This is a genomic window from Geothrix oryzae, from assembly GCF_030295385.1.
Classification (GTDB): Bacteria; Acidobacteriota; Holophagae; order Holophagales; family Holophagaceae; genus Geothrix; species Geothrix oryzae.
Window position 1 is genome coordinate 302634 of the sequence record NZ_AP027079.1, and the last position, 26983, is coordinate 329616.

Consider the following 26983-nt stretch of genomic DNA (forward strand, 5'->3'; position numbering starts at 1 on the left):
ATGGAATCCATCGCCATGACCCGGCAGCAGCTCGACGGCGATCACATGATCGTCAACCTGGGGCCGTCGCACCCCACGACCCACGGCACCCTGCGCATCATCCTCGAACTCGAGGGCGAGACCATCCTCAAGGCCACCCCGGAGATCGGATATCTCCACCGCGGCGTGGAGAAGCTGGGCGAGAACCTGAGCTACCAGCAGTTCATCCCGCTCACGGACCGCCTGAACTACTGCAGCTCCATCATGAACAATGTGGGCTATGCCTGCGCCGTGGAGAAGCTGCTGGGCATCGAGATCCCCAAGCGGGCCCAGCAGATCCGGGTGCTGGTCTCCGAGCTGGCCCGCATCGCGGACCACATCGTCTGCGTGGGCGTCAACGCCGTGGACATCGGCGCCTTCACGGCCTTCCTCTACCTCTTCAAGCAGCGCGAGACGGTCTACGATCTCTTCGAGATGGCGGCCGGGCAGCGTCTCCACACCAGCTTCACCCGCATCGGCGGCCTCTTCCGGGACATCCCCGAGGCCTTCGTGCCCCTCACCGAGCGCTTCCTGGTGGAGTGCGAGGCGGCCGTGGACGAGTGCGAGCGGCTGCTCACCCACAACCCCATCTGGTACGACCGCACCAAGGGCATCGGCGCCATCAGCCCCGAGGACGCCGTGAACTGGGGCTACACCGGGCCCTGCCTCCGCGCGGCGGGCGTGCCGCAGGATCTCCGCAAGGCGCAGCCCTACCTGGGCTACGAGACCTACGACTTCGACATCCCCGTGGGTACCACCGGCGATGTGTTCGACCGCTACCTGGTCCGCATCGAGGAGATGCGCCAGAGCCTGCGCATCATCCGCCAGGTGCTGGACCGCCTCGAGCCCGGCCCGGTCAATGTGGACGATCCGAAGGTGGCCCTGCCGTCCAAGGAGAAGGTCTACACGCGGATGGAGAGCCTCATCCACCACTTCAAGCTGATCATGCACGGCATGGAGATGCCGGTGGGCGAGATCTACAGCGCCACCGAAGCCGCCAACGGCGAACTGGGCTTCTACATCGTGAGCGACGGGGGCAAGAATCCCTATCGCATCCGGGTCCGTCCCCCCTGCCTCCCCATCTTCAGCAGTTTCCACGACCAGGTGAAGGGCTGCCTGATCGCCGATGCCGTCGCCGTGCTCGGCGCGATGAATATCATCGCGGGCGAGCTGGATCGCTGAGGCGCCGAGGACGGCCACCGGGCGAAGCCCGGTTCCCGGCGTCTTCTCCTGAAAGGACCGCGTGAAGCGCACAGCCGTTCTGAAGAGCGTTTCCGCCAGGCACGCCTGCCATCAGATGCACCTCTCCGGTCCGATCCTCGAGCGGGCGTTGGAGCAGCTCACCGACGGCCAGTCAGGGGGAGCGACGGCCGGCGAGGCCGCGGACGCCGGTTTCGAGCAGCGCCTGCGGGCCGAGGTGAGGCTGGCTGCCCAGGGCCGCCGCCACGCCAGCGATGGGCTTTCGTACCTGCAGGTGGCCGCCGGGGGGATGCAGAAGATCACCGCCCTGTTGGCCCGCGCGGCCAAGCTCGCGGAGCAGGTTCCCGGCGGAGCGCCGGAACCAGGCTCAGCCGGGCCGATAGGAGCAGGCCAGGCCCCATCCGTCCTTGACGAGGAGTACCGGGACATCCTGACGCTCATTGACGAGATCAATGCGAACACGCGGTTCAACGGCGAGGTGGTCTTCGGGTCGGAACTGGGCATTGTCATGGGTGATCACTTGCGGGTGACCGTGGCCGTGGGTCCGGTGGGTTCCCTCGATCTGATGGGGGAGCCGGGGACCGCCGCGGGGCCTGCCCCGGGTCTCGCCGCCATCCACAAGGGCCTGGAGATCCTTTCCGCGCAACGCAGCACCCTCGACGCGGGGCAGCGGCACCTGAGCGCGGTCTCCAATGCCCTGGGCATCCAGGCGGAAACCCTCGCGGCGGCCGCCCGCCCGATTCGCGATGCCGGCCTCGCCCAGGAGGTGGTGGCCCTCAATAAATTCCAGGTGCTGAACCAGTCCGGGCTCCAGTCCCTCCGCCAGGCCCATCCGGAGAACGGCTCGATCCTGCGGCTTCTGCACTAGGGGCTGGTTTCAGGTTTCGCGCCGCCCGCCGTTCGAGGAGGGGCCTACCTGCCGCCCAGGGCTTCCACCTGGGCGCGGTGGTCGTTCCGGAGGCGCTCCAGGAGCGAGAGCAGCTGGTCGCGCTCCTCGGGGGCCAGACAGCGGTCCACCTGCTGGCAGAGGGCCTGGTGCTGGGCGTGCATCCGCGCCTCGAGCGCCAGGCCCTTGGGGGTGATCTGCACGCGGCTGCCCCGGCGGTCCGCCGGATTCTCGCAGCGCTTCACGAGGCCGCGGGCCTCGAGGCGGTTCACCAGGCGGGGCACATCGGCGAAGCGGTAGATCATCCGGCAGCGGAGCTCCTTCACCAGGTAGCCGTCCTTGGGCCCGCCCTTGAGGATGCGGAGGACATTGAACTGCTGGTCGGAGATGTCTTCCGGTTCGTAGAGGGCCTGGTCGAAGAGGCGGGCCACATACTCGCGGGTCAGGAGGATGGCCAGGGCCACCTCGTGGCCCGGCTCGAGGGGTTTGGTGATCTGAAGTTCTTCGCGGATGTGCATGGTCCTGCTCCTGCGGATCCAGGGTGACATATTTTCAAATAAAGGTGTTGCAACTTCTTAAAAACGGCCTAGACTTGATTGCATGGTGAAACACCTATTCCCTGGAGGCTCCATGCGCCACCCCTTCCGCGTCCTTCTTGCTTCCCTCGCCCTGGCGGCCCTGCCCGCCCTGGCCGGTGAGGACACCTACAAGATCGATCCCGTCCACAGCGAAGTGAGCTTCAAGGTGGGCCACCTGCTGGCCAAGGTGAGCGGCCGCTTCACGAAGTTCGAGGGGACCATCAAGGTGGACACCGCCGACATCAGCAAGTCCAGCGTGGAGGTCGTCATCGACGCCGCCAGCCTCACCACCGACAACGAGAGCCGGGACAAGCACCTGAAGTCCCCCGACTTCTTCGATGTGGCGAAGTACCCCACCGTCACCTTCAAGAGCACGGCCGTGAAGGAAGTGGCCAAGGGCAAGCTGGAGGTCACCGGTGACTTCACCCTGCACGGGGTCACCAAGCGCATCACCTTCCCCATCACCAATGCGGGGACGCAGCCCGGCATGGCGCCCGGCAGCGTGGTGGCCGGCTTCGTGGACGGCGCCCTCAGCCTCAACCGCAGCGAGTACGGCATTAAGTTCATGCCTGGCATCATCGGCGACACCGTGGCCATCAGCCTGAACGCCGAAGCCGGCAAGGTCGCGCCCTCGGCGAAGAAGTAAGCCCCGAATCCCGGTTCGTGATGGGAGGCACCCGGTTTGACCGGGTGCCTCCTTTCCATTTCGAGCTAAACTGGCCGTTCATGCGAGCGCGCCCATGAATCATCCTCTGCCTCCCGAGACCGCGAACGAGCCCATGGCCCCGGGCCTACGGCTGCCGGAATCCGAACGAAAGGAATTCAGCCCGGAGGCCCTGGCGGAGATCCAGGCCATCATGGCCAAGTTCCCCGACAAGCTCGCGGCCACGCTGCCCGCCCTGCACATCGCCCAGCGCGAGTTCGGCTTCGTGAGCCTCTCCGCCATGAAGGCCGTGGCCAAGGCCATTGGCATCCCCGAAGGCCATGTCTTCGGCGTGGCCACCTTCTACACGATGTATCAGAAGGCTCCGGTCGGGAAATTCCATTTCTCGGTCTGCACCAACATCAGCTGCGCCCTGCGCGGCGCCGCCCAGCTGCTGGAGAAGGTCTGCGAGAAGACCGGCGTGCAGCCGGGGCAGGGCCCCAGCGCCGACGGGATGTGGAGCGTGGAGGAAGTGGAATGCCTCGCCGGCTGCGGCAGCGGCCCCTGCGTGCAGGTGAACCACGATGTCTACGACGAGTTCGTGGATGAGCAGAAGCTCATCGAGGTCATGGAAGCCTGCAAGCGCGGTGAATACCGCCCTTGGGCGCAGTAGGGGGAAGCAATGGCAGCCATCCGCACCAAGCCCGATCCCCAGATCTACACCTTCCCCGGCTTCGGCACGGACAAGTACCCGAATCTGATGCTCCGCGGCGCGGGGGATCTGGACAACTGGCACCTCAAGACCTACGAGCAGAAGCACGAGGGCTATGTGGCCCTGAAGGCCGCGCTGAAGATGGAGCCCGTGGCCGTGGTCGAGGAGATGAAGACCTCCGGCATCCGGGGCCGCGGCGGCGCGGGTTTCCCCTGCGGCCTGAAGTGGTCCTTCATGCCCAAGGACACCCCCGAGCGGAAGTTCACCCGCTACCTGGTCTGCAACGGCGACGAGGGCGAGCCCGGCACCTTCAAGGATCGCGCCATCCTCGAATACAACCCCCACCAGCTCATCGAGGGCATGATCATCGGCGGCTGGGCCATGCAGTGCAAGCTCGGCTTCGTCTACATCCGCGGCGAGTTCCTCTGGCTCATCGAGAAGCTCGAGGCCGCGATCCAGCAGGCCCGCGATGCCGGCTACCTCGGCAAGAACATCCTGGGCACGGGCTGGGACTACGACATCCTGGTCTACCGCGGGGCCGGCGCCTACATCTGCGGCGAGGAGACGGCCCTGCTGAACTCGCTGGAGGGCCGCCGCGGCGAGCCCCGCGTGAAGCCGCCCTTCCCGGCGGCCAAGGGCGCCTTCGGCCAGCCCACCACCGTGAACAATGTGGAGACCTTGGCGGCCGTGCCCCCCATCCTCCGCATGGGCGGCGCCGAGTACGCCAAGCTGGGCACCCCCAAGAACACGGGCACCCGCATCTTCGGCGTCAGCGGGCATGTGAAACGCCCGGGCCTCTTCGAACTGCCCCTGGGCACGCCCATGGACTTCGTGGTGAACGAGCTGGCGGGTGGCTCCAGCACCGGCAAGAAGATCAAGGCCATCATCCCCGGCGGCGCCAGCGCCCCCATGTTCGACGAGAAGGATTTCGACTGCCCCCTGGACTTCGACACCGTGAAGGCCCGGGGCTCCATGGCGGGCTCCGGCGGCCTCATCTGCATGGACGAGGACACCTGCATGGTGCAGGCCACGCTGCGCCTGATCCGCTTCTACGCCCATGAGAGCTGCGGCCAGTGCACGCCCTGCCGCGAAGGCTGCAACTGGATGGAGATGGTGCTCTACCGCATCGAGCACGGCCAGGGCCGCATGGAGGACCTGGATCTGCTGGCCAGCCTCACGCCGCGCATCGGCCTGCGGACGCTGTGTCCCCTGGGCGACGCCGCCTGCGGCCCCATGGACTCCGCCCTTCAGAAGTTCCGCCACGAGTTCGAGCATCACATCACCCACAAGACCTGCTACGCCACCGGCTCCCGGCTGCTGTCCACCGCAGGCGCGCACTAGGTTCTTGCCGTTCCATGCGTCAGAAACGGGCACCCCCCTGGGTGCCCGTTTCTGGCGTACAGGGATAATGCTTCATGCGTATCCTGCTGCTCGCCCTGCTGACCACGCTGCTTCCAGCGCAGGCCGCCTTCCTGGTGAAGCCTTACCTCCAGCTGGGGGACGCGCCGCGGCCTGCCGCCCAGGAGCGCCTGGAATTGATGTGGCACGCGGAAGACCGGGGCGGCGCCTGGACCGTGGAAGTGCAGCGGGGGCAGGGATGGACCCTCCAGCCAGCGCCCACCTTCCACCGCCTTGAGGTGCCGCCGTTGCCGGCGCACCGCATCTATCGAGCCGCGTTGAAGAACCTCAAGCCGGGCGCGCGGGTGTCCTACCGCGTGAAGCTGGATGGGGCCCTGGTCTTCGCGGCCGAGGCGCAGGCCCGTAAACCTGGCGCCCACCGGATGATCGTGTTCGGGGATGCGGCGGACGGTTCGGCTTCCCAGCTGGGCATCGCCAAGGCCGTGCTGGCGGAGCGGCCCGATGCGGTGCTCCTCGTCGGAGATCTCGTCTACGGCATGGGACTGGCCTCTGAGTACCGGAAGCGGTTCTTCCCGGTCTACAACTCGGAGGAAGTGCCGCTCATGCGGAGCGTGCCCTTCCTGGGCCTTCCCGGCAATCACGATGTCCCCTTCCGCCGGTCGGCGGAGGCCGCGGCCTACTTCGCCTACTGGTCCCTGCCGCTGAACGGCCCCGGATTGCGGGCGGGCGAGGCGAACGCCGCGCCCGCCGTGCCGGGCACCCACGATGCCGTGGTGGCGGCCGCAGGCCCGGCCTTCCCGCGCATGGCCAGCTACAGCTTCGACTATGGCCCGGTCCATTGGACGGTGCTGGATTCCAACCTCTATGCCGATTGGGAGAGCCCCGCGCTGAAGGCCTGGCTGGAGGCAGACCTGAAGGCCGCCCAGGGCGCCGCCTGGCGCATCGTGGCCCTGCATCATCCCCTGTTCCAGAGTTCACGCAGCCACTTCGACGATCAGTGGATGCGTCCCATCAGTCCGATTCTCGAAAAGCACGGCGTGGATGTGGTCCTCGCGGGCCATGTCCACAACTACCAGCGCACGGCGCCGCTGCGCTTCCGGCCCGGGCAGGTCGGCCACCGCGGCAGGCCGGTGGCGGGCGAGTTCACGGTGGATGAGGCTTTCGATGGCAGGACCATCACCCGTGCCAAGGGCATCCTCCACATCGTGACGGGTGCCGGTGGCGCCGAGCTCTACGATCCCTGGCAGACCGATGTCCGCGCCAGCTGGCAGCCCTGGACCCGCGTCTTCATCTCCGACAAGCACTCCTTCACGGTGCTGGAGGTGGACGGTCGGACCTTGAAGCTCCGTCAGATCGACGCCGAAGGGCATGAGCTGGATGCCGTCACGATGACGAAGCCGTCGCCGGCAAGGCCCCCTTCAGGTCGGTGATCTCATCCGCCCCTGACGCCGAAGGGGCGTGCTTCAAGGGTTGGATGGAGGATTGATAATATTGTAAAGATTTTGCATCCTCATATCGATATCGGCGATCTCTTCGGCACAGGCTTTTATGTTGTTTGCGATGGACATGGTCTCTCGATCCGCAAGTTTATAACTGAGCTGATGCTCCAGTGTTGCCCAGAAATCCATGGCGATGGTGCGGATCTGGATTTCGACATGGACGGTCTCGACACTTTTCGACAAGAATACGGGCACCGTCACGATGTGATGAAGGCTCCGGTACCCGTTTGGTTTGGGGTTCTTGATGTAATCGGAAGTGCGTACGAGGGTGATGTCGGTCTGTGACAAGAGCATGTCTGAAATGAGGTAGATATCGTTGAGATAGGAGCAGATGACGCGAACGCCGGCAATATCGGTCAAGTTCTTCCTTGCCGATTCAGATGTGAGCTCGAATCCCCTCCTTTCCAATTTTTTGAAAATGCTCATGGGGGTTTTGACGCGGGTTTGTATCTGGTGGATGGGGTTTCTTTCGCTGCTGTATTTAAGATCGTTATTTAGATTTTCAAATTTAGTCGCTATTTCACGAGTTGCGGATAAATAGAGGTTCTCCGTGGCGATAAAGCTTCGGATGGAGCGCATGGCTTCTTCGGACACGACGCTGGAAGTAATGCCATCAAATAGGTAAGATGTTTTAGTGTAGCTCGGCGTATTCATCTTTAAACCGTCCTTTCATCGCGCATGGGCAGGGTCTGAATCCCGAGAGGGCCTCCGTTTTTGAGGGATCGTGGCGTACGAGCATGATCTTGCCGCCAGGCCTCCATTCTCGCCGCTGTCGGGGCCTTCGGCGATGCCGTTCGAAGGCAGAGGCTGCCGGAGGGTCCCCATCCGCTCGCGCCCGCGAACGGATGGGCATTCCTGTCGCACTTGAGGACGATGAACCGCAGAGCGGGCTTACAGGCCGGGCTCCCGGGGCGGGAGACAGCGCCCCTAGCGCCCAAAGCTGATGGCGTAGGTCAGGGGCCTGGGCAGCTGGGGGCTCTTCACGGTGGCGGTGAGCGTGAGCGTCTTGCCATCGGGACTCAGCTTGAACACATTGGTGCGCTCGCCGTCCTCGTTCTTGAAGGTCTGGACGAGCTGATCCTTCGTGACCTGGGCGGCGACCATGAACTTCTCGCCGTCCTCCCGGGTCCAAGGGGCGGCGGCACCGCCAGGGGGCATGTGGATGGGAGTCCGGTCATCGAGCTTCACCTCCACGCCGCTGCTCGCCACCGTGATGGCGACCTTCTTGTAGGCGGGGTTCAGCTTGGTGAGCCGCCCACGAGCGATGGGCCGCTTGATGAAGTTCATGTCCGCCACGGTGGCCTGGATGGCCGCGGCGATGTCATCGGCCCTGGTCTGCGTCCAGGTGCCGGATAGCGAAGCGTCCTGGGCGGCCAGTGTGAGGCTTGCGAGTACAGGGACAAGGAACAGCCGGGGCAGGCGCATGGGGTCTCCGGGGGATTGGGTGGTCCCACCATAGCACTCCGTACGCAGAAATGGCCCCGCGGGGCCATTTCTGCGCGGGGCAAAACCTCACCCGATGGTGGCCACCATGACCGCCTTGATGGTGTGCATGCGGTTCTCGGCTTCGTCGAAGACGACGCTGTGCCGCGAGCGGAAGACCTCGTCGGTGACTTCGCGGATGTCGTGGCCCAGGGCCTTCTGCTCCTTGGCCAGCTTGGTCTCGAAGTCGTGGAAGGCGGGCAGGCAGTGGAGGAACTTCACATCCGGGTTGCCGGTCTTCTGGAGCATCTCCAGGGTGACCTTGAAGGGGGTGAGCAGCTTCACGCGGGCGGGGATCTGGTCCTCCTCGCCCATGCTGGCCCAGACATCGGTGTAGATCACATCGGCGCCCTTGACGGCCTCAGCCACATTGTCGGTGACCTCAATGGTGGCGCCGGTGAGCTTCGCAGCTTCGCGAGCGGCGGCGAGCACGGCCGGATCCGGCGCCAGCTCCTTGGGGCCGAGGGCCACCATGTGCATGCCGGTCTTGGCGGCGCCGTACATCAGGGCGTAGCTCATGTTGTTGCGGATGTCGCCGCAGAAGACGAGCTTCACCTTGTGCAGGGGCTTGGCCACATGCTCTTCGATGGTGAGGAAGTCGGCCAGGATCTGGGTGGGGTGGTCGGTGTCCGTGAGGCCGTTCCACACGGGCACGCCGCTGTGCTTGGCCAGGGCCTCGACCACTTCCTGCTTGTAGCCGCGGTATTCGATGCCGTCATAGAAGCGACCCAGCACCTTGGCGCTGTCCTCGATGCTTTCCTTCTTCCCCACCTGGGAGCTGGCGCTGTCCAGGAAGGTCACATGGGCGCCCTCTTCCAGCGCGCCGACCTCGAAGGCGCAGCGGGTGCGGGTGCTGGTCTTTTCGAAAAGCAGGACGATGTTCTTGCCCTTGAGCAGGTAGTTGAAGACGCCCATGCGCTTCTTGGCTTTCAGGTCCCGCGACAGGTCCAGGAGGTAGCGCACCTCCTCGGGCGAGAAGTCCATCAGCGTGAGAAAGCTGCGCCCCTTCAAATTGACGGCCATGATGTCCTCCAAGACAAATACAGGGCCCAGAGTAGCGCCGAGGCTGGATCCCAGCGGCCGGAAATGGGGCAAAGGCCCGGGTCCTTGACGGATTGTCACTCGAAGGAGGCGGGGAGTACTCCCTGCTGCTTGAGCAGGCGGATCTCCTCATCGCCGTCGTCGAGCAGGCGCTCCCAGCCCTTCGGTTGAAGACCGAGGCTGCGCGCGGCCGAGATGAGGAGGCTCTGTCCGGGAGAGGGGCGCTGGGGGTCCAGGGTGTAGACGGCATCCTGGAAGGCCGCGTCCGGCCGGATGAGGGTCCAGCCCAGGTCCTTGAACAGCCGGATGGCGTCCTCCAGGAACAGCGCGTTGAGGAGGTTGTGATGCAGCAGTAGCACTTGGGGGATGTCCCGCCCGAAGAGCTGCCGGGAGAGGTCCCGGTAGGCCTCGGCCCGCTGGCGGAGGTGGGCCAGGTAGGCCCCCCGGATGGGTGCCACATCGGCCCCGGGATGCTGGGTCAGGACGGCGACCAGGGCCTCGTTCAGGCGCCAGTCTGAGGTGTCGAGGGTGACCTGGGCATTGCGAAGGCCCTTGGCCTTCAGGAAGGCCTTCATCCCGTCCCGTTTCTCCGGCGTGTTGCCCTCCCGGAGGAAGGTGAACCGGAACCAGGGCCGGTAGCCGGGAAGCGCGCGGATGACCCGGTCACAGGTGAGGATCTCCTCCTGGTACTGCTGAAGGGTCGTGCCCTTCGCGTTGAGATCCAGATGGGTGACGGTGTGGTTGCCGAGCGCGTGACCGGCGTCGCCCCAGGCCCGCGCCAGGGCCAACCCCTCGGGCCGGTCCGCGCCGTTCCCGAGGGTGACGAACAGGGCCGAACTCACCTGGTGTTTCTTCAGGGCGGCCAGGATCGCGGCATTGCGCTCCTGGGGGGAGAGCCGGGGCGTGGCCGCCAGGCGGGGGCCGTCGTCGAAGGTGAAGGCCACGGATTGCGCCTGCCCCATGACGCCGAGGCACAGCGCGGCGAACCAGGCGCGGGCGGCGGCAGGAAGCATGGAGGACTCCATAAAGGTGGGTGCGGTCGGGGCAGAGCGGGGAGGGACCAGGAGTATGTACACAAAATTGTGTAATAGTCTGGGCCCGCCGTCGAGACCCCGGCCGTGCTGGAAGGGAGAACCGGGCGCCGGCCTGAACCGGCTATTCGAACTCCACCAGCAGTTGACCCTTGGCGACGGTCTCCCCGACGGCCACATGCAAGGCTTTGACGGTGCCATCGTGGCGGGCGGTGATGCGGTTCTGCATTTTCATGGCTTCCAGCACCACGATCCCCTGATCCGCGCAGATCCGGTCGCCGGGCTGCACGAGGACTTCGAGGATGAGGCCCGGGATGGTGGCCGTCCTCCGCCGGGGATCCTTGGGCACATAGGGTTTCCGGTGGGCGTACTTCCGGGTGAGGGTCGTTTCGTACACTGTGTCGTTCAGGGTGAGGGTCTGCCGGGGGGTCATGGGGGCTCGCTCAGAAGGGCGGAACGCCGTGCTTCCGCGCGGGCCGCTCCTCGGTCTTGTGTTCGGAGATCTCGAGGGCGTGGAGCAGGAAGTCGCGGGTCTGGTGGGGGGCGATGACGGCGTCCACATGGCCGTTGGCGGCGGCCACATAGGGACTGGCGAACTTGTCGGTGTATTCCTTCACCTTCTCCCTGCGGAAGGCCTCGGGATCCGCCGCCGCGGCGATCTCGCCCTTGAAGATGATGTTGGCGGCACCTTCCGGGCCCATGACGGCGATCTCGGCGCAGGGCCAGGCGAACACGAAATCCGCGCCCAGGTGCCGGGAGCACATGGCGATGTAGCCGCCGCCGTAGGCCTTGCGCAGGATCACGGTGATCTTGGGCACGGTGGCTTCGCTGTAGGCGTAGAGCAGCTTGGCGCCGTGGCGGATGACGCCCGCGTGCTCCTGGTCCACGCCGGGCAGGTAGCCCGGCAGATCTACGAAGGTCACCAGCGGGATGTTGAAGGCGTCGCAGAAGCGGATGAAGCGGGCGGCCTTGTCGGAGCTGTCCACATCCAGGACGCCCGCCAGCACCATGGGCTGATTGGCGACCATGCCCACCGTGCGCCCGTTCATGCGGGCGAAACCCACCACGATGTTGGCGGCCCACAGCGCCTGGACCTCCATGAAGTCGGCGCCGTCGCAGACGCTGCGGAGGACATCTCGCACATCGTAGGGCCGGTTGGATTCGGAGGGGATGATGCGCTCCAGGGCCCCGGCCTCCGGGGGCTGGGCCGCGAAGGGGTCGGCCCGCTTCCGGTTGTTCCAGGGGATGAAGGTCACCAGGCGCTTCACCTGCTCGAAGCATTCCGCCTCGCTCTGGGCGTAGAAGTGCGCGTTGCCGGAGAGCTCGGCCTGGACCCGGGCCCCGCCCAGATCCTCCATGGAGATCTCTTCGCCCAGCACCGTCTTGATGACCTCGGGGCCCGTGATGAACATCTTGGAGATCTTGTCCACGACGAAGACGAAGTCCGTGAGGGCCGGCGAATAGACCGCGCCGCCCGCGCAGGGGCCCAGGATGATCGAGATCTGCGGGATGACGCCGGAAGCCAGCGTGTTGCGGTAGAAGATCTCGCCGTAGCCGGCCAGGGAGTTCACGCCTTCCTGGATGCGCGCCCCGCCGGAATCGTTGATGCCGATGAGGGGGATGCCCAGCTTGATGGCGTGATCCATGATCTTGGTGATCTTCCGGGCGTGGGCCAGGCCCAGCGATCCCCCGGCCACGGTGAAGTCCTGCGCGTAGATGGCCACGGGGTGACCCAGGATCGTGCCCGTGCCGGTGATGACGCCATCCCCCGGCAGCTGTTTCTTCTCCATGCCGAAGTCGGAGCACTTGTGCTCCACAAAGAGGTCGTACTCGTGGAAGGAGTCCGGGTCGAGGATGGCCGTGATGCGCTCGCGGGCCAGCAGCTTCCCCTGGGCGGCCTGCCTCCGGGCCGCTTCCGGGTGGGGCTCCGTGGCTTCGGCATGCTTCCGGGCGTGGGCCTTCATCTTCCTGGGCAGGGACATCGGGTGATCCTCGGCGGGGTTCCATGGCAGGGTGGGGCGGGCCGTTCCAGCGATGGGGATTAAAGACGACCCATGCATCACGAATAAACTATGCCAGGGGGATCCTGCGTCATTGATCACGGTTCCGGAGGCCCGGACTCGGATTCATGGGTCCATCCGCCCCGTCTTGGCCGTATAGTCAGGGCCACGAATCCCGAACCATCCAACCAGACCAGCAGGGAGGCATCCATGCGGCCACTGAAACAGCTCGTCGAGGGCAAGCGCGCCCTGGTATCGGTGGGGCCCGATGATTCGGTCTTCACAGCGCTGACCCTCCTCGCCCAGCACGACATCGGCGCCCTTCTCGTGCTGGAGCACGGAAGGCTGGTGGGGATCTTCTCGGAACGGGACTACGCCCGGAAGATCATCCTCAAGGGGAAGACCTCGAAGGACACCCTGGTGCGGGAGATCATGAGCGAGAAGGTCAGCTGCGTGACCCTCTCCCAGTCCGTCGAGGAGTGCATGGCGCTCATGACGAACAAGCATGTCCGCCACCTGCCCGTGCTGGGGGCCGGCGACGAGGTGCTGGGCATCCTCTCCATCGGTGATCTGGTGAAGGAGACGATCTCCGACCAGACCTTCACCATCGAGCAGCTGGTGCACTACATCCAGAACTGATAGGGCCCCGCGGAGCGGGGCCCTGGATCAGCCGAGGGGGCCGGTTTCCCCGGGCTTACTTCTTGGCTTTGGAGGCCTCGCGCCAGGCGGCGATGAGCTTCGCCTCCTGCTCGGCGGTGGGGCCCGCCAGCTTGTTGCGACCCTTCTCCACCTTTTCCTGGGTCTTGAACCAGGCGAGGGTGTCCTTCACGGTCTGCTCGGCAGGGCGGAACCTCAGGCCGGCCTTGACGGCGCGGGCGTTGCTCCAGGTGTGGAAACCCTTGGTGTCACCCAGGTAGGGGGCCCAGATGGGGAACTCGAGGCCCTCCTGCTTGGCCACGAAGTCGGCAGGAATCCAGACAGGCTTGGCGTTCGGGTTCCCGGCCTTCTGGCAGGCCTCGACGAGGCTGCCCCAGGCCAGGCGCTTGTCGGGGCCGCAGGCGTTGAAGACGCCGGTGGTGCCGCGCTCGACCAGATGCACCAGCCAGGCGGCGAGGTCGCGGACATCGATGATCTCGACGGGATCGGCGGGCGCGCCCGGCACGGCGAGCTCGCCGCCCTTGTCGAAGCGCACGGGCCAGTAAGTGAAGCGGCCCGTGGGGTCGTCGGGACCCACGATGTAGCCGGGGCGGATCACCGCCGTGCGGCCGGGCATGGCCTTCTGGGCGGCCTGTTCGCACAGGGCCTTCAGGGCCCCGTAGTTCGCATAGTCCTTGCCCATGGACTCGACCGTGGGATCCGCCATGGTGGCCAGAGGCGCATCCTCGGTGCCGTTCTCGGGATTCGGCTCCTTGTAGGCGCTGATGCTGGAGATGATCAGGTACTGCTTGGCATGCGGGGCCAGCAGGCCCGCGGAGGCCGCCACCATCCTCGGGTAGTAGGCGCTGTTGTCGATGACGGCATCCCAGCTCCGACCCTCAAGCGCCTTCAGGCCCTCGCCTTTCTTGGGATCACGATCGCCGTGTAGCTTCTCCACGCCGGGGAAGAGGTCAGGGCGCGTCTTGCCGCGGTTGAACATCGTCACCTGGTGGCCGCGGGCTTGGGCGGCTTCGATGGTGGCCGGGCCGAGAAAGCCCGTGCCGCCCAGGATGAGGATCTTCTTGGGGGTGGCCTTCTCGGAAGGCGCGGCGGAGAGGTCGAGCCCCGTGGCCGCCACGGCGGTGGCGGCGGCGGACCACTGGATGAACTCACGGCGGGTGACGGTCATGGGACCTCCGGTCGATGGACTGGGATTGATACCTCGTGAATCGATATATACTCTTTTCAGACATCCATGCAACTGCCTTTTCCGGACCGCCCATGACGCCCGCCCGCCTTCTCCGCCGCCTGGTGATGCTCGACGAGGGTGAAGCCCCGGCCCTGCTCTGGTCGACCTTGTACTTCTTCCTGCTGCTCTTCGGCTTCTACCTGCTGCGCCCCGTTCGCGAGGCCATCGGCATCGCTCGGGGGGCGGACAAGCTGCCCTGGCTCATGACGGGCACCCTGCTGGCCATGGTGCTGGCGAATCCGGCCTTCGCGACCCTGGTGTCGAAGCTGCCGCGCCGGCGGTTCATCCCGTGGGCCTACCGCTTCTTCGGGCTGAACATGCTGGCCTTCTTCCTGGCCTTCCGCTTCCTGCCCCACCGGGGCGGTGCGGCCCTGGGCTATGCCTTCTACATCTGGCTCAGCGTCTTCAACCTCTTCGTGGTGTCGGTGTTCTGGGGCCTGATGTCGGATGTGTGGACCCAGGCCCAGGGCAAGCGCCTGTTCGGCTTCATCGCCACGGGCGGCACCCTGGGCGCCATCGCCGGGGCCGCCCTCACGGGGGCCCTCACCAAGGGCTTCACGCTGGGGGGGCTCCCCCTGAAGGTGGATCCCCTGTCGCTGCTGCTGCTGTCGATGCTGACGCTGGAGCTGGCGGTGCAGTGCGTGGGGCGCCTGGCGGCCATCTTCCGCCTGGGCGACCAGGCCCACGGCGAGCGGGAGCCCGGCCCCGGTCCCCTGGAGGGGCTCAAGCTCATCGCGAAATCGCCCTACTTGCAGCTCATCTGCGCCTACATGCTGCTCTTCACCATCACCAGCACCTTCCTCTACCTGCAGCAGGGCGCCATCGTCGAGCGCGCCTTCAGCGGTACCGCCGCCCGCACGGCGGCCTTCGCCCGCATCGACCTCTGGGTGAATGTGCTCACCCTGGCGACGCAGGTCCTCCTCACGGGCCGCCTGCTGACGGGGCTGGGCATCCCGGTCGTGCTGTCCATCCTCCCCGTGCTGAGCCTGCTGGGCTTCGGCGCCCTGTGGATCTGGCCCACCTTCGGCACCATGGCGATCTTCCAGGTGCTGCGCCGCGGCCTGCACTACGCCGTGGACCGGCCGGCCCGCGAGATCCTCTACATTCCGCTGGGCCCGGAGGAACGCTACAAGTCGAAGCCCTTCATCGACACCTTCGTCTACCGGGGCGGCGACCTGCTGGGCGTGTGGGCGCCCACGGCCCTCGTGGCGCTCGCCCTTCCGGTGGGGCTGGCGGCCGTGGGTTGCTCGGGCCTCTGGCTGGGCAGCAGCCTGGCGCTGGGGCGCCGGGTGAAGGGCCGGCCGGCGGGGGAACAGGGTTGACTTTCAGGCGGCTTCCAGGAACATGTCGGACATGACGATTGCGATGAACCCCACGGCCTTCGGGTCCGCCGGCACGACCGGCGAGGGGTCTGTCCACTGGTTTGCCATGACCGGCATGACTGGCATGACCAATCCGCCCACCGGCGTGCGGGGCACCTGACCTGATTTCCAACCCTCAGACTCAGCCCCGCGAATCCCACGCGGGGCTTTTTTGTCCTTCCCCGGAGCCCTCATGTCCGCCCCCGCCATCAGAGTCATGAAGTTCGGCGGCACCAGCCTGGCCGGGCCGGATCGGTTCCGCACCGTGGCCGACCTGGTGGCCGCTGCCCGCGCCACCCACCGCGTCTGCGTCGTGGCCTCCGCCATGGCGGGGATCACCAACCTGCTGCTGCACGGGGGCCGGGTGCCCGACCGGGAGGAGGCGGACCGGCTCATCGCCACCTTCCGGGCGCGGCACGCCGAGGTGGTGGCGGGCCTGGCGGGGGACCTGGGGCCCGAGGCGGCTCCGGTGCGCGAAGAACTGGATGCGCTCGAAGGGCTCGGACGCCGCCTGCTGCACGGCATGGCCCTGCTGGAGGAGGGGCCGCCCTCGGTGCTGGCCCAGGTCTCCAGTCTGGGGGAGCGGGCCGCCTGCGCCATCCTCCTGGGGCTGCTGAAGGCCCGCGGCCTCGCCCCGCGGTATCTCGATCCCGTGGCGCACATCAAGGTGGAGGGGGATCCGCTCCAGGCCCGACCCCGCCTGGCGGACATCGAGGCGAGCTTCGCCGCGCTGAAGGCGGCGGAGGGCGGGCTCTGGGTGCTGCCGGGCTTCTTCGGCGGCGATGGGCAGGGGCGCATCCTCTCGCTGGGCCGGGGCGGTTCGGATCACAGCGCCGCCCTGGCCGCCGCCGCCCTCGGCGCGGAACTGCTGGAGATCTGGACCGATGTGGCCGGCCTCTACAGCGCCGATCCCGCCCTGGTGCCCGAGGCCTTCCCGCTGCCGGAGGCGAGCTTCGAGGAGGCCATGGAGCTGTCCTTCTTCGGGGCCAAGGTGCTGCACCCGAAAACCATTCCGCCGGTGCGGGAGCGCGGCATTCCGGTGCGGGTGTGCAGCAGCTTCGACCCGGCCCACCCCGGCACGGTGATCCGCAGCGAGGTTCCGCCGCCGCCCAGCGGCGTGCGGGGGCTGTCGTTCCTGCGCGACCTCTCCGTGGTGAACCTGACGGGCCCGGGCATGCCCGGCGTGCCGGGCATCGCCGGACGCGTGTTCGGCGCCCTGGCCCGGAGGGGCATCTCCGTGGTGCTCATCACCCAGAGTTCCTCCGAGCTCTCCATCTGCTTCGCCGTGCGCCGGGCGGACGGTCCCGCCGCGGTGGCCGCCATCGAGGAGGCCTTCCCCGCGGAGCTGTCGGCGGGCTTCATGGATCCCGTGGTCCTGCGGGAGGGCCTCGCCGTGCTGAGCATCGTGGGGGATGGCATGCGCACCCGGCCGGGGGTGGCCGGCACCTTCTTCGAGGCCCTGGCCGAAGTGGGCTGCAATGTGGTGGCCATCGCCCAGGGCGCCAGCGAGCGCATCATCTCGGCCGTGGTGGAGGAGGAGGACGGAGCCCGGGCCCTGGCCCACATCCACCGGCGCTTCTTCCAGACCCGGGTGGTGGTCGATGTCCACCTGCTCGGCGCGGGGAATGTGGGCGGGAGCCTGCTGGGGCAGATCCACCGGCAGCACGATCGGTTGCTGACCCAGGGGCTGGATCTCCGCGTGACGACCATCGCCACCAGCCGCCGCATGAAGATGGATGCGGCGGGCCTCGACCTCACGCGCTGGCGCGAGGATCTGGCCCTGGCCGAACCGATGGATCTGGAGCGGCTCATCGAGGCCGTGCGCGGAGGGCCTCCCGCCCTGTCGGTGCTGGTGGATTGCAGCACCAGTGGCGAGCTGGCGGCCCGGTATCCGGATCTGTTCGAGGCCGGCTTCCATGTGGTGGCCGCCAACAAGAAGGCCAACAGCAGCTCCCAGGCCTTCTACCACGAGCTGCGCGAACGGTCGTCGCGCCGCGGGCTGCGCTTCCTCTACGAGGCCAATGTGGGCGCGGGCCTGCCCATCATCGACACGGTGAAGAACCTGGTGCTCACCGGCGACCGCGTGCTACGGGCCGAGGGCATCCTCTCAGGCTCCATGTCGTACATCCTCGGGTTGCTCGGCGAGGGCGTGGCGCTGTCCGAGGCCGTGCGCCGAGCCAAGGACAGCGGCTTCACGGAGCCTGATCCCCGCGATGACCTCAGCGGCATGGATGTGGCGCGCAAGCTGCTGATCCTGGCCCGAGAACTGGGCCTGGACCTGGAACTCGAGCAGGTGGTCGTGGAGGGCCTGCTGCCCGCGGACTTCGACGCCACCGGCGACATCCCCGCCTTCCTGGCCCGTCTGCCCCAGCTGGACGCCCCCTTCCGCGAGCGGCTGGCGGCCCTGAAGGCCGAAGGAAAGACCCTCCGCTATGTGGGTTCCCTGTCGGATCAGGGGTGCCGCGTGGGCCTGCTGCCCGTGGACGCCGAGCATCCCTTCATCGCCATCAAGGGCGGTGAGAACGCCCTGGCCCTGCTGACGGAACGCTACCAGCCCCACCCCATGGTCATCCGGGGCTATGGGGCCGGCGCCGAGGTCACGGCTGCCGGCGTGCTGGCCGACATCTTGCGTCTGGTGCCCCCGGGCGCCCGCCCGGCCCGGAGGCGCTGATGACGAGACCATCTGGTCCACTTCCCGAGGGCCTGGTGGCCTTCGCTCCCGCAAGCATCGGCAATGTGGCCGCGGGGTTCGACCTGCTGGGGGCGGCGCTGGCGCCGCTGGACGGCAGCCTGCTCGGGGACCTCGTGTCCATCGCGCCTGCGGAGGAGGCCTCCTTCCAGGTGACGGGCCCCTTCGCGTCCGCGTTGGCGGGCGATCCCCGGCCCAACCTCGCCCTGAAGGCTCGCGACCTGTTCCTGACGGCCCTGCGCGCGGGGGGCGGCGAGGCCGGACCCTTCGCCATCACCCTGGAGAAGCGCCTCCCCGTGGCCAGTGGCCTGGGATCCAGCGCCAGCTCCATCGTGGCGACGCTGGCCGGGCTCCAGGCCCTGTGCGGCGATCCGTTCAGCGTGCCCGAGCTGCTGGATCTGGCGGGGCAGGCGGAGGGCTCCACCAGCGGCGGCATCCACCTCGACAATGTGGTGCCCTCGTTGCTGGGCGGGCTCCAATTGGTGGTGCCGGGCCGGGAGGGGAAGGCCGCCGCCCGGCGCCTGCCCTGGCCCGCGGACCTGCTGATGGTGGTGGTGCATCCCGAGATCCGGCTGTCCACGGCAGAGAGCCGCCGCGTCCTGCCCGAACGCCCGGGCTGGTCCGAGACGGTGGCGTTCGCGGGCAACCTCGCCGGCCTGGTGGAGGCCCTGCACAGCGGGGACCGTGCGCTGCTCGGGCGGTGCCTGCGAGATCCCCTGGTGGAGGTGCATCGCGCGCCGCTGGTGCCGGGCTTCCGGGCGGCGCAGGCGGCGGCGAAGCGTCTGGGCGCCCTGGGTTGCAGCCTGTCGGGGTCGGGGCCCTCCATTTTTGCCGTGGCCGAAGACGAAGCCCAGGCCCGGGCCCTCGCCCTGGCCATCCGCGATGCCTTCGAGGGGGCGGGACTGGCCAGCCAGGGCTGGCTCTGCGCCCTGGATCCGGAAGGGGCCCGGGTGCTGCCAGCCGGGTTCCGGCCCCCCCTGTGCGAGGTCCGCCCATGAAGCTCGTCAGCACCCGCACACCCGGGCTTCACGCGACCTTCATGGCGGCCGTGCAGGCGGGCCTGGCACCCGACGGCGGCCTCTTCGTGCCGGTGGAGCTCCCGCGCTTCACGGATGTTCCCGAGCTGCTGAAGCTGGATTTCCCATCGCGTGCGACGGAGATCCTCCACCGCCTGCTGGGCGGGGAATTCCCGCGCGCCGAGGTCGAGGCGCTGGCGCGATCCGCCTTCACCTTCCCCGCGCCCTGGGTGAAGGTGGACGACCGCCTCTCGGCCCTGGAACTCTTCCACGGGCCCACGCTGGCCTTCAAGGATTTCGGCGCGCGCTTCCTCGCGCGCGTGCTGGCCCTGGGCGCCGGAGACCGCCCCCGCACGGTGCTCACGGCCACCTCCGGCGACACGGGTGCCGCCGTGGCCCAGGCCTTCCAGGGATTGCCGGGCGTACAGGTGGTGGTGCTCTATCCGGCGGGCCGCGTGTCACCCCTGCAGGAACGCCAGTTCGCCACCTGCGGGGGCAATGTGCTCGCCCTGGCGGTGGCCGGCTCCTTCGACGACTGCCAGCGGCTGGTGAAGGGGGCCTTCGAGGATGCCGAGCTGGTGTCCCGCCTGGGCCTGACCTCGGCCAACAGCATCAACATCGCGCGGCTGCTGGCCCAGACGCTGTACTACTTCGAGGCCGCGGCCCAGGCCGACCCCGGGCCCCTGGTGGTGTCCGTGCCCAGCGGCAACTTCGGCAACCTCTACGCGGGCCTGATGGCCCAGGCCATGGGCGCCCCCATCCACGCCTTCGTGGCCGCCACCAATGCCAACCGCGTGGTGCCCGACTACCTGGACAGCGGCGCCTACCGGCCCCGGCCCTCCGTGGCCACCCTGTCCAACGCCATGGATGTGGGATCGCCCAGCAACTGGGAGCGCATCCACGCGCGGTTCGGAGGCGACCACGGCGCCATGGTCGCGGCCCTGCGCTGGGGCAGCTGCACCGACGCCGAGACGACGGAGACCGTGGTCGCCCTGGACCGCGCGGGCTACCTGGCCGATCCCCACGGCGCCGTGGCCTGCGCCGTGCTCCGGGCGCACCTGCATCCTGGGGAGCAGGGCCTCTTCCTGGCCACGGCCCATCCCGCGAAGTTCCGCGAAGCCCTGACCCCGGCCCTGGGCCGCGAGATTCCCCTGCCCAAGGCCCTCAGCGACCTGCTGGCCAAGCCCCTGCTCAGCGAGCCCTTGGCGGCGGAGGCGGAGGCCTTGCGGCGGCGACTGGCTTAAGGCGACATTTTCGCTGTTAACAACTGTCTTAAAATAAAATAATTGCGATCAAAGAGCTTCCCTGCGATGTTTTTGCCCTCGAGGGACCTATACTTGGCCTCCCTAGGACATGAGCGAGAGGTCGCAAGATGTCTTTCTTGGACGCCAAGGCGGGCCCTCCCGATCCGGATTTCCGGCTCCTGTTCGAGTCGGCGCCCGGCCTGCTCTTGGCCTTGGACCCGAACCTCACCATCGTGGCGGTCAGTGAGGCCTACCTCTCCGCCACCCGGACCCGCCGGGAGGACATCCTCGGCCGGGGCATCTTCGAGGTCTTTCCGGACAATCCTGAAGATCCGGGCGCCACGGGAGTGGCCAACCTCCGGGAATCCCTCCACCGGGCCCTCGCCCTCAAGCGTCCCGATGCGATGGCCGTGCAGAAATACGACATCCAACTGCCGCCCGCGGAGGGGGGAGGCTTCGAGCGGCGCTACTGGAGCCCCTTGAACACCCCGGTCCTGGGCCCGACCGGCGAGGTCCGCTATGTGCTCCACCGGGTGGAGGATGTCACGGAGTTCGTGCGGCTGAAGGAGGCCCACCGGGCCCAGGGCGACCTGGCAGAGGAGCTGAGGGACCATGCGAGCCAGGTGGAAGCCGAGGTCTTCCAGCGCGCCCAGGAGATCCAGGAGGCGAACCGGAAGCTGCGGGACCTCCAGGCGCATCTCGAAGCACGGGTGGAGGCACGCACGGCGGAACTTCAGGCGGCGAACGAGGCGCTGCAGCGCAGCGAAGAGCAGCTCCGCCAGACCCAGAAGATGGAGGCCGTGGGGCAGCTGGCCGGTGGCATCGCCCATGACTTCAACAACCTGCTGACCGTGATCTTCGGCGCCTCGGATGCGCTGGAGATGCACCTGGACGGAAACGCCAACCTGGCGGCCATCCGCCAGGCCTCTGAACGGGCGGCAGGGTTGACGCGCCAGCTCCTCACCTTCAGCCGCCGGCAGATCCTGGCCCCGGAGCCCCTGGACCTCAACGCCTCACTCAGGGGCATCCATCCGATCCTGCAGCGCCTCCTGGGCGAGAACATCGAGATCCAGGCCTTCTGCTCCTCCGATCTGCGGAAGGTCTTCGCGGATCCCAGCCAGATCGAGCAGGTGATCCTGAACCTGGCCATCAACGCCCGGGGCGCCATGCCGGAAGGGGGGAGCCTGATCGTCGAGACCGCCAACATCGATCTCGACGAAGCCTACGCCAGCGAACACCAGGGCGTGACGCCGGGTTCCTTCGTCATGCTGGCGGTCAGCGACACGGGCCACGGCATGGACAAGGAGATCCAGGGCCGGATCTTCGAACCCTTCTTCACCACGAAGGAACGGGGGAAGGGGACGGGCCTCGGGCTCGCCACCGTCTTCGGAATCGTGAAGCAGAGCGGGGGCCACATCTGGCTCTACAGCGAGCCTGGCGTGGGCTCGACCTTCAAGCTCTACTTCCCGGAAATCCCCCGGGAGCATCAGCCCCATGCAGGTGAGGAGCTCCCCGCTTCGATCGACGAGGGCGGCTCCGAGACCATCCTGCTGGTGGAAGACGAGGACCAGGTGCGCAGCGTCGCGGGGGCCATCTTGCGGCAGGCGGGCTACACGGTTCTGGAGGCGCGGAACGGCGCCGAAGCCGAGGCCCTCTGCACCCAGTGCATGGATGAGATCCACCTGCTGCTCACGGATGTGATCATGCCCGGGAAGAACGGGCGCCAGGTGTCGGAGACGGTCACTGCGGCCCACCCCGGCCTGGCGGTCCTGTTCATGTCCGGCTACACGGACGACGCCATCCTGCGCCATGGCGTCCTGGAGGCGAATGTCCCCTTCCTCCAGAAACCCTTCACGCCGGCCAAGCTCAGGATGAAGGTCCGGGAGGCCCTGGCCTGGGCCGGACGCCGCTCCTGAGCCCTACACCCCGTCTGCGATCAGCACGGCGGGTGCAAAGGGCAGGGCCTGGGCCTCGGCAGGCGTCTTCATGCCCCAGAGGGCCAGGCGGTCCGCGTAGGGCGCCCAGAGGTCGGGCTTGGCCTTTACGGCCTTGAGGGGCGGGTGGAACCACAGGGCCCCGGGCAGGTCGGCGAGTTCCTCGGCCGTGAGGTCCATGGCCTCATCGGTCTCCCACAGGAAGCCGCAGCGGGCGGTCTCGCAGGCGGCCCAGAGCTGGAGCACTTCGCTGGGCTCGAAGCTGCTGAACAGCACGCGATCCAGGGCTTCGGCGGCCTCCACGGTGGCCAGGGCCTGTTGCCAGCCGGGCTCGCCCTTCAATTCGACATTGATGAGCTTTGCGGGCAGCTCGAGCACATCCGCCAGGCGGGGCAGGGGCTCGCCGTTTTTCAGGGGCGGCAGCTCCGCCGACCTCATCTTGCGGAGGAGACCCGAGCCCTGGGCCGTGCGGGCGAGATCTTCATCATGCAGCACTGCGCACACGCCATCCCGGGTGGGCTGCACATCGAGTTCAAAGCCGTCCATCCCCGCGGCCAGCGCCGCACGGAAGGCCTCCATGCTGTTCTCCAGGTGCTTCGACGACAGGCCGCGGTGGCCGAGGACGAGGGGCTGCTTGGACATGGGAACTCCCTTTAGATCACTTTGCCCGGATTGAAGATGCCGCTGGGATCCAGGGCCTGCTTGAGGGCCCGCAGGGCCCGGATCTGGCCGGGATCGCTCAAGGCGAGGAACGCGTCGCGCTTGGCGAGGCCGATGCCGTGCTCGCCGCTGAGGGTGCCGCCGAGGCTCAGGGTCAGCCGGAAGAGGTCCATGAGCTGGCGTTCGAGCAGGGCGGGTTCGGTCTCGCCCGCCGCCAGCAGGTTCACATGCAGGTTGCCGTCGCCCAGGTGGCCGTAGCTGACACTGGAGAGGTCCAGGCGCTCCAGGCCCGCGAAAAACTCCCGGAGGCGGCTGCGGGGCACGACGATGTCCTCGCTCACCTTCTTCGGGTGCCGCTCCTTGAGGAAGGCGCTGGTCATGCGGCGCACGGCCCAGATGCCCTGCCGCTGGCGCTCGCTCGAGGCGATCTCCAGGCCCTCGGCCACGGGCCCCAGCAGGTCCATCAGGCCCCCCAGGAAGGCCTCGGAGGTGCAGCCCCGGTCATCGAACTCGAGGACGGCCAGGGCCTCGCCGGGCAGGCGCCGGGCCTCCTCCGGGCCATGAGCCCGCAGTTCCGCCAGCACGGCGGGATCGAAGAACTCGAAGGCGCTGGGCAGGTAGCCCGCCCCGCAGAGGCGGCCGGGCAGGTCCAGCAGATCCTCCCAGCGCGTCACGGGAAGCAGCAGGGTGGCGAATTCGCGAGGCAGGGGCGTCAGCCGCAGGGTCGCACCCACGATGAAGCCGAAGAGTCCTTCACTGCCGACGAGCAGCTGCCCCAGGGCGGGGCCGGCGTTGGCCTTGAGGCTGCTGATGCCGAAGGTGTGGAGGTCGCCATCCTCAAGGAGGGCCTCCACGGACAGCACCCAGTGGCGCGTCACGCCGTATTTGCAGGCGTTGGGCCCGCCGGCGTTCGTGGCCAGGGTGCCGCCCAGGGCGCAGCTCTCCCAGGAATTGGGATCAGGCGGGTAGAACAGCCCCTGGGCCTCTGCGGCGGCCTTCACCTCGCGCAGGGGCGCGCTGGCGGGGGCGCTGAGGCAGAGGTCCTGCGGCGAGACGCGGAGGTCGCCGGGCCAGGCGGAGAAGTCCACGACCACCGTGCGTGCTGTGGGCACGCAGCCCCCGGCCTTGCCCGTGCCTGCCCCGCGCGGCACCAGGCCAAAACCTTCCGCCTTGGCCAGCCGGACCAGCTCCTTCAGGGCGGCGGCGCTCCGGGGGCGCACCACGGCCAGGGGAAGGCTCCCCCGCACATGGGACTCGTCCCGCAGGTAGGGCTCCAGCGCCTCCCGGTCCGTGAGGACCGCGGCATCAGGCAGGTTCCGCAGGAAGTCCATGTCTCCAGTCTGACGGATTTAGGTCTGAAACTGGCGAACCGGCTTCACGCCGAGGCCCGGTCAGCGCCCGGCGGGCAGCCCGTTGATCCGGGTCAGCAACGGACCCTTCATGGCAGGGATCAGCTGACGAGCGTGCCCACGGGCTCGCCCTTCACGGCGGCGACCAGGTTGCCGGGCTTGTTCATGTCGAAGACCAGGATGGGCAGCCGGTTCTCCATGCACAAGGCGATGGCGGAGGCGTCCATGACCCTCAGGCCCTTCTCCAGCACATCCTGGAAGCAGATGCGGTCGAAGCGCGTGGCCGTGGGGTCCTTCTTGGGATCGGCGGTGTAGATGCCGTCCACATTGGTGGCCTTCATCACCACCTCGGCGCAGATCTCGTTGCCGCGCAGCGCCGCGGCGGTGTCGGTGCTGAAGTAGGGGTTGCCGGTGCCCGCGCCGAAGATCACCACGCGGCCCTTCTCCAGATGGCGGGTGGCCCGGCGCCGGATGTAGCTTTCGGCCACCTTGGGCATCTCCAGGCCCGAGAGGGTGCGGGTGTGGACATTCTTGTGCTCGAGCGCGTCCTGCAGCGCCAGGGCGTTGATCATGGTGGCCAGCATGCCCATGTGGTCGGCCGTGGTGCGGTCCATGCCCTTGGTGGCGCCCGCCACGCCGCGGAAGATGTTGCCGCCGCCGATGACGAGGCCCACTTCCACGCCGAGTTCCCGGATGGCCTTGACCTGATCGGCGATCATGTTGACCACGGCCGGATCGATGCCGTACTTCTGCTCGCCCATGAGGGCTTCGCCCGAGAGCTTGAGGAGGATGCGCTTGAACTTCATGGGTTCTCCGTGCCGGTGACTGATCCTACCTACAAAAAGGGCGGCCGGAACGGCCGCCCTTTTTGTAGCAGGTAAAAGGACTACTACTTGGCGGCGGCGACTTCGGCGGCGAAGTTCTCGCTGCGCTTCTCGAGGCCCTCGCCCATGATGTACTTCGTGAAGCGGCGGATGCTGAGCTTCTCGCCGATCTCCGCGGTCTTCTGGGACAGGTACTGCTGGATGGTGAGGTCGGGGTTCATGATGAAGGGCTGCTCGAGGAGGCAGACCTCCTTGAAGATGCTGTTCATCTTGCCCTCGACGATCCGCTCGACGATGTTGGCGGGCTTGCCGGTGGCCAGCGCCTGCTCGGTGGCGATGCGCTTCTCGGTGTCGAGGAAGTCCTGGGTGACCTCTTCCTTGGTGACGAAGCGGGGCGCGGGATCGGCGGCCGCGATGTGCATCGCGATTTCCTTCACCAGGCGCTGGAAGGCCTCGTTGCGGGCCACGAAGTCGGTCTCGGAGTTCACTTCGACCAGCACGCCCACACGGCCGCCGGGGTGGATGTAGGCTTCCACGATGCCTTCGGCGGCGATGCGGTCGGCCTTCTTAGCGGAGGCGGCCAGGCCCTTCTTGCGGAGCCATTCGATGGCCTGCTCCATGTCTCCGCTGTTCTCTTCAAGGGCCTTCTTGCAGTCCATCATGCCGAGACCGGTCTTCTCGCGCAGCGTCTTCACATCATTGGCGGTGAATGCCATGGGATCTCCTGAAATCGGGTGGGGTCTTCAGACCATCAGCCATCAGCGGGCGGACCCTCTGATGGCTGACGAATGGGGTGGGGGAGGGTCTAGCCCTCGGCTTCCATCTTCTCGGCCATCATCTTCTTCATCTCGTCGCTGTCGCCCTTGTCGCGGAAGGACTGGCGGCCCTCGAGGATGGAGTCGGCCACGCGCTCGGAGAAGAGCAGGATGGAGCGGATCGCGTCGTCATTGGCGGGGATCACATAGTCCACCATGTCGGGGTCGCAGTTGGTGTCCACGATGCCCACGACCTTGATGCCGAGCTTCTTGGCCTCGGTGACGGCGATGTCCTCGCGGTGCGGATCGATGACGAAGATGACTTCGGGCAGCGAGCGCATGTCGCGGATGCCGTGGAAGGAGGCTTCCAGCTTCAGGCGGGTGCGGTTCAGCGTGAGCAGTTCCTTCTTGGAGAGCAGGGCCGTGCGGGCGGGATCCGCCAGGGTGGCTTCGATCTCGCGAAACTTCTCGAGGCTCTTCTTGATGGTGGAGAAGTTGGTCAGCATGCCGCCCAGCCAGCGGTTGTTGACATAGAAGGCGCCGCAGCGGGCGGCCTGCTCGGCGATGAGCTCCTGGGCCTGGGGCTTGGTGGCCACGAAGAGGAAGTTCTTCCCCTCGCCGGCGGCCTTGGTGAGGAAGTTCGCGGCGGTGTTCCAGAGGCGCAGGGTCTTCTGGAGGTCGATGATGTAGATGCTGTTGCGCGCCCCGAAGATGAACTTCTTCATCTTGGGATTCCAACGCTTGGTCTGGTGTCCGAAATGGGCACCGGCTTCAAGAAGTTCCTTCATCTGGATGGCAGCCATGCTGGCCTCCCTGG

The 26983-nt window shown here is 67.3% G+C and carries 26 protein-coding genes; 13 read left to right on the forward strand and 13 right to left on the reverse strand.

Annotated features, from left to right (window positions below; genetic code table 11):
• Both nuoD and QUD34_RS01310 read left to right on the forward strand, forming a co-directional pair.
• Positions 1-1200, forward strand: a complete 1200-nt coding sequence (gene nuoD / locus QUD34_RS01305; protein ID WP_286354781.1) for an NADH dehydrogenase (quinone) subunit D — start codon at positions 1-3, stop codon at positions 1198-1200.
• Between the two features lie 61 nt (positions 1201-1261).
• Positions 1262-2086 (forward strand): flagellin, encoded by an 825-nt coding sequence (locus QUD34_RS01310; RefSeq protein ID WP_286354782.1) that lies wholly within the window; start codon positions 1262-1264, stop codon positions 2084-2086.
• A 44-nt stretch (positions 2087-2130) separates the two neighbouring features.
• Here the strand turns inward: QUD34_RS01310 and QUD34_RS01315 are convergent, their stop codons facing one another.
• Positions 2131-2622 carry a MarR family winged helix-turn-helix transcriptional regulator gene (locus tag QUD34_RS01315; protein WP_286354783.1) on the reverse strand — a complete coding sequence of 164 codons (492 nt, stop codon included), beginning with the start codon at positions 2620-2622 and terminating at the stop codon, positions 2131-2133.
• Between the two features lie 112 nt (positions 2623-2734).
• On the opposite strand from QUD34_RS01315, the gene QUD34_RS01320 reads away from it, so the two are divergent.
• From QUD34_RS01320 to QUD34_RS01335, 4 genes are all read left to right on the forward strand, one after another.
• Positions 2735-3328: a YceI family protein gene (locus QUD34_RS01320; RefSeq protein ID WP_286354784.1), complete on the forward strand. Its 594-nt coding sequence runs from the start codon at positions 2735-2737 to the stop codon at positions 3326-3328.
• A gap of 94 nt (positions 3329-3422) precedes the next feature.
• Positions 3423-3998 (forward strand): NADH-quinone oxidoreductase subunit NuoE family protein, encoded by a 576-nt coding sequence (locus tag QUD34_RS01325; protein WP_286354785.1) that lies wholly within the window; start codon positions 3423-3425, stop codon positions 3996-3998.
• A gap of 9 nt (positions 3999-4007) precedes the next feature.
• Positions 4008-5378, forward strand: a complete 1371-nt coding sequence (nuoF, locus tag QUD34_RS01330) for an NADH-quinone oxidoreductase subunit NuoF (RefSeq protein ID WP_286354786.1) — start codon at positions 4008-4010, stop codon at positions 5376-5378.
• Between the two features lie 74 nt (positions 5379-5452).
• Positions 5453-6826: a metallophosphoesterase gene (locus QUD34_RS01335; RefSeq protein ID WP_286354787.1), complete on the forward strand. Its 1374-nt coding sequence runs from the start codon at positions 5453-5455 to the stop codon at positions 6824-6826.
• A 33-nt stretch (positions 6827-6859) separates the two neighbouring features.
• Here the strand turns inward: QUD34_RS01335 and QUD34_RS01340 are convergent, their stop codons facing one another.
• The 6 genes from QUD34_RS01340 to QUD34_RS01365 all read right to left on the reverse strand — a co-directional run bounded on the left by QUD34_RS01340 (position 6860) and on the right by QUD34_RS01365 (position 12413).
• On the reverse strand, positions 6860-7549 hold the full coding sequence (locus QUD34_RS01340; RefSeq protein WP_286354788.1) for a GTP pyrophosphokinase: 690 nt from the start codon (positions 7547-7549) through the stop codon (positions 6860-6862).
• Positions 7550-7822: 273 nt separating this feature from the next.
• The gene (locus QUD34_RS01345; RefSeq protein ID WP_286354789.1) at positions 7823-8320 is read right to left on the reverse strand and encodes a hypothetical protein; all 498 of its coding nucleotides are present in this window, start codon (positions 8318-8320) and stop codon (positions 7823-7825) included.
• An 87-nt stretch (positions 8321-8407) separates the two neighbouring features.
• Positions 8408-9400: an ornithine carbamoyltransferase gene (gene argF / locus QUD34_RS01350; RefSeq protein WP_286354790.1), complete on the reverse strand. Its 993-nt coding sequence runs from the start codon at positions 9398-9400 to the stop codon at positions 8408-8410.
• A gap of 95 nt (positions 9401-9495) precedes the next feature.
• Positions 9496-10431 (reverse strand): polysaccharide deacetylase family protein, encoded by a 936-nt coding sequence (locus QUD34_RS01355; protein ID WP_286354791.1) that lies wholly within the window; start codon positions 10429-10431, stop codon positions 9496-9498.
• A gap of 142 nt (positions 10432-10573) precedes the next feature.
• Positions 10574-10882 carry an acyl-CoA carboxylase biotin carboxyl carrier protein subunit gene (locus QUD34_RS01360; protein ID WP_286354792.1) on the reverse strand — a complete coding sequence of 103 codons (309 nt, stop codon included), beginning with the start codon at positions 10880-10882 and terminating at the stop codon, positions 10574-10576.
• Between the two features lie 10 nt (positions 10883-10892).
• Entirely contained in the window at positions 10893-12413 is a 1521-nt protein-coding gene (locus tag QUD34_RS01365; protein WP_375380006.1) for an acyl-CoA carboxylase subunit beta, read from the reverse strand.
• A gap of 246 nt (positions 12414-12659) precedes the next feature.
• On the opposite strand from QUD34_RS01365, the gene QUD34_RS01370 reads away from it, so the two are divergent.
• Complete coding sequence (locus QUD34_RS01370; protein ID WP_286354794.1) at positions 12660-13088, forward strand: CBS domain-containing protein; 429 nt, start codon at positions 12660-12662, stop codon at positions 13086-13088.
• 55 nt (positions 13089-13143) lie between these two features.
• On the opposite strand, the gene QUD34_RS01375 is transcribed toward QUD34_RS01370, so the two are convergent.
• A complete protein-coding gene (locus QUD34_RS01375) occupies positions 13144-14274 on the reverse strand; it encodes a twin-arginine translocation signal domain-containing protein (RefSeq protein ID WP_286354795.1) in 1131 nt (376 codons plus the stop codon).
• A 92-nt stretch (positions 14275-14366) separates the two neighbouring features.
• Between QUD34_RS01375 and QUD34_RS01380 the strand changes: the two genes are divergently transcribed.
• The 6 genes from QUD34_RS01380 (at position 14367) to QUD34_RS01405 (ending at position 22560) form a co-directional block, all read left to right on the forward strand.
• On the forward strand, positions 14367-15656 hold the full coding sequence (locus tag QUD34_RS01380) for an NTP/NDP exchange transporter (protein WP_286354796.1): 1290 nt from the start codon (positions 14367-14369) through the stop codon (positions 15654-15656).
• A gap of 31 nt (positions 15657-15687) precedes the next feature.
• On the forward strand, positions 15688-15816 hold the full coding sequence (locus QUD34_RS01385; RefSeq protein WP_286354797.1) for a hypothetical protein: 129 nt from the start codon (positions 15688-15690) through the stop codon (positions 15814-15816).
• 72 nt (positions 15817-15888) lie between these two features.
• Complete coding sequence (gene thrA / locus QUD34_RS01390) at positions 15889-18366, forward strand: bifunctional aspartate kinase/homoserine dehydrogenase I (RefSeq protein WP_286354798.1); 2478 nt, start codon at positions 15889-15891, stop codon at positions 18364-18366.
• The gene (locus tag QUD34_RS01395; RefSeq protein WP_286354799.1) at positions 18366-19382 is read left to right on the forward strand and encodes a homoserine kinase; all 1017 of its coding nucleotides are present in this window, start codon (positions 18366-18368) and stop codon (positions 19380-19382) included. The genes thrA and QUD34_RS01395 overlap by 1 nt, the downstream gene beginning before the upstream one ends.
• A complete protein-coding gene (gene thrC, locus QUD34_RS01400) occupies positions 19379-20644 on the forward strand; it encodes a threonine synthase (RefSeq protein WP_286354800.1) in 1266 nt (421 codons plus the stop codon). The genes QUD34_RS01395 and thrC overlap by 4 nt, the downstream gene beginning before the upstream one ends.
• Positions 20645-20772: 128 nt before the next feature.
• Positions 20773-22560, forward strand: a complete 1788-nt coding sequence (locus QUD34_RS01405; RefSeq protein WP_286354801.1) for an ATP-binding protein — start codon at positions 20773-20775, stop codon at positions 22558-22560.
• A 3-nt stretch (positions 22561-22563) separates the two neighbouring features.
• Here QUD34_RS01405 and QUD34_RS01410 read toward each other — a convergent pair whose 3' ends face one another.
• From QUD34_RS01410 to rpsB, 5 genes are all read right to left on the reverse strand, one after another.
• Entirely contained in the window at positions 22564-23220 is a 657-nt protein-coding gene (locus QUD34_RS01410; protein ID WP_286354802.1) for a glycerophosphodiester phosphodiesterase, read from the reverse strand.
• 11 nt (positions 23221-23231) lie between these two features.
• Positions 23232-24569 carry an FAD-binding oxidoreductase gene (locus QUD34_RS01415; RefSeq protein ID WP_286354803.1) on the reverse strand — a complete coding sequence of 446 codons (1338 nt, stop codon included), beginning with the start codon at positions 24567-24569 and terminating at the stop codon, positions 23232-23234.
• Between the two features lie 119 nt (positions 24570-24688).
• Positions 24689-25393 carry a UMP kinase gene (pyrH, locus tag QUD34_RS01420; protein WP_286354804.1) on the reverse strand — a complete coding sequence of 235 codons (705 nt, stop codon included), beginning with the start codon at positions 25391-25393 and terminating at the stop codon, positions 24689-24691.
• Between the two features lie 83 nt (positions 25394-25476).
• Complete coding sequence (gene tsf, locus QUD34_RS01425; protein WP_286354805.1) at positions 25477-26127, reverse strand: translation elongation factor Ts; 651 nt, start codon at positions 26125-26127, stop codon at positions 25477-25479.
• An 89-nt stretch (positions 26128-26216) separates the two neighbouring features.
• The gene (rpsB, locus tag QUD34_RS01430; protein ID WP_286354806.1) at positions 26217-26969 is read right to left on the reverse strand and encodes a 30S ribosomal protein S2; all 753 of its coding nucleotides are present in this window, start codon (positions 26967-26969) and stop codon (positions 26217-26219) included.
• Positions 26970-26983 lie beyond the last annotated feature (14 nt).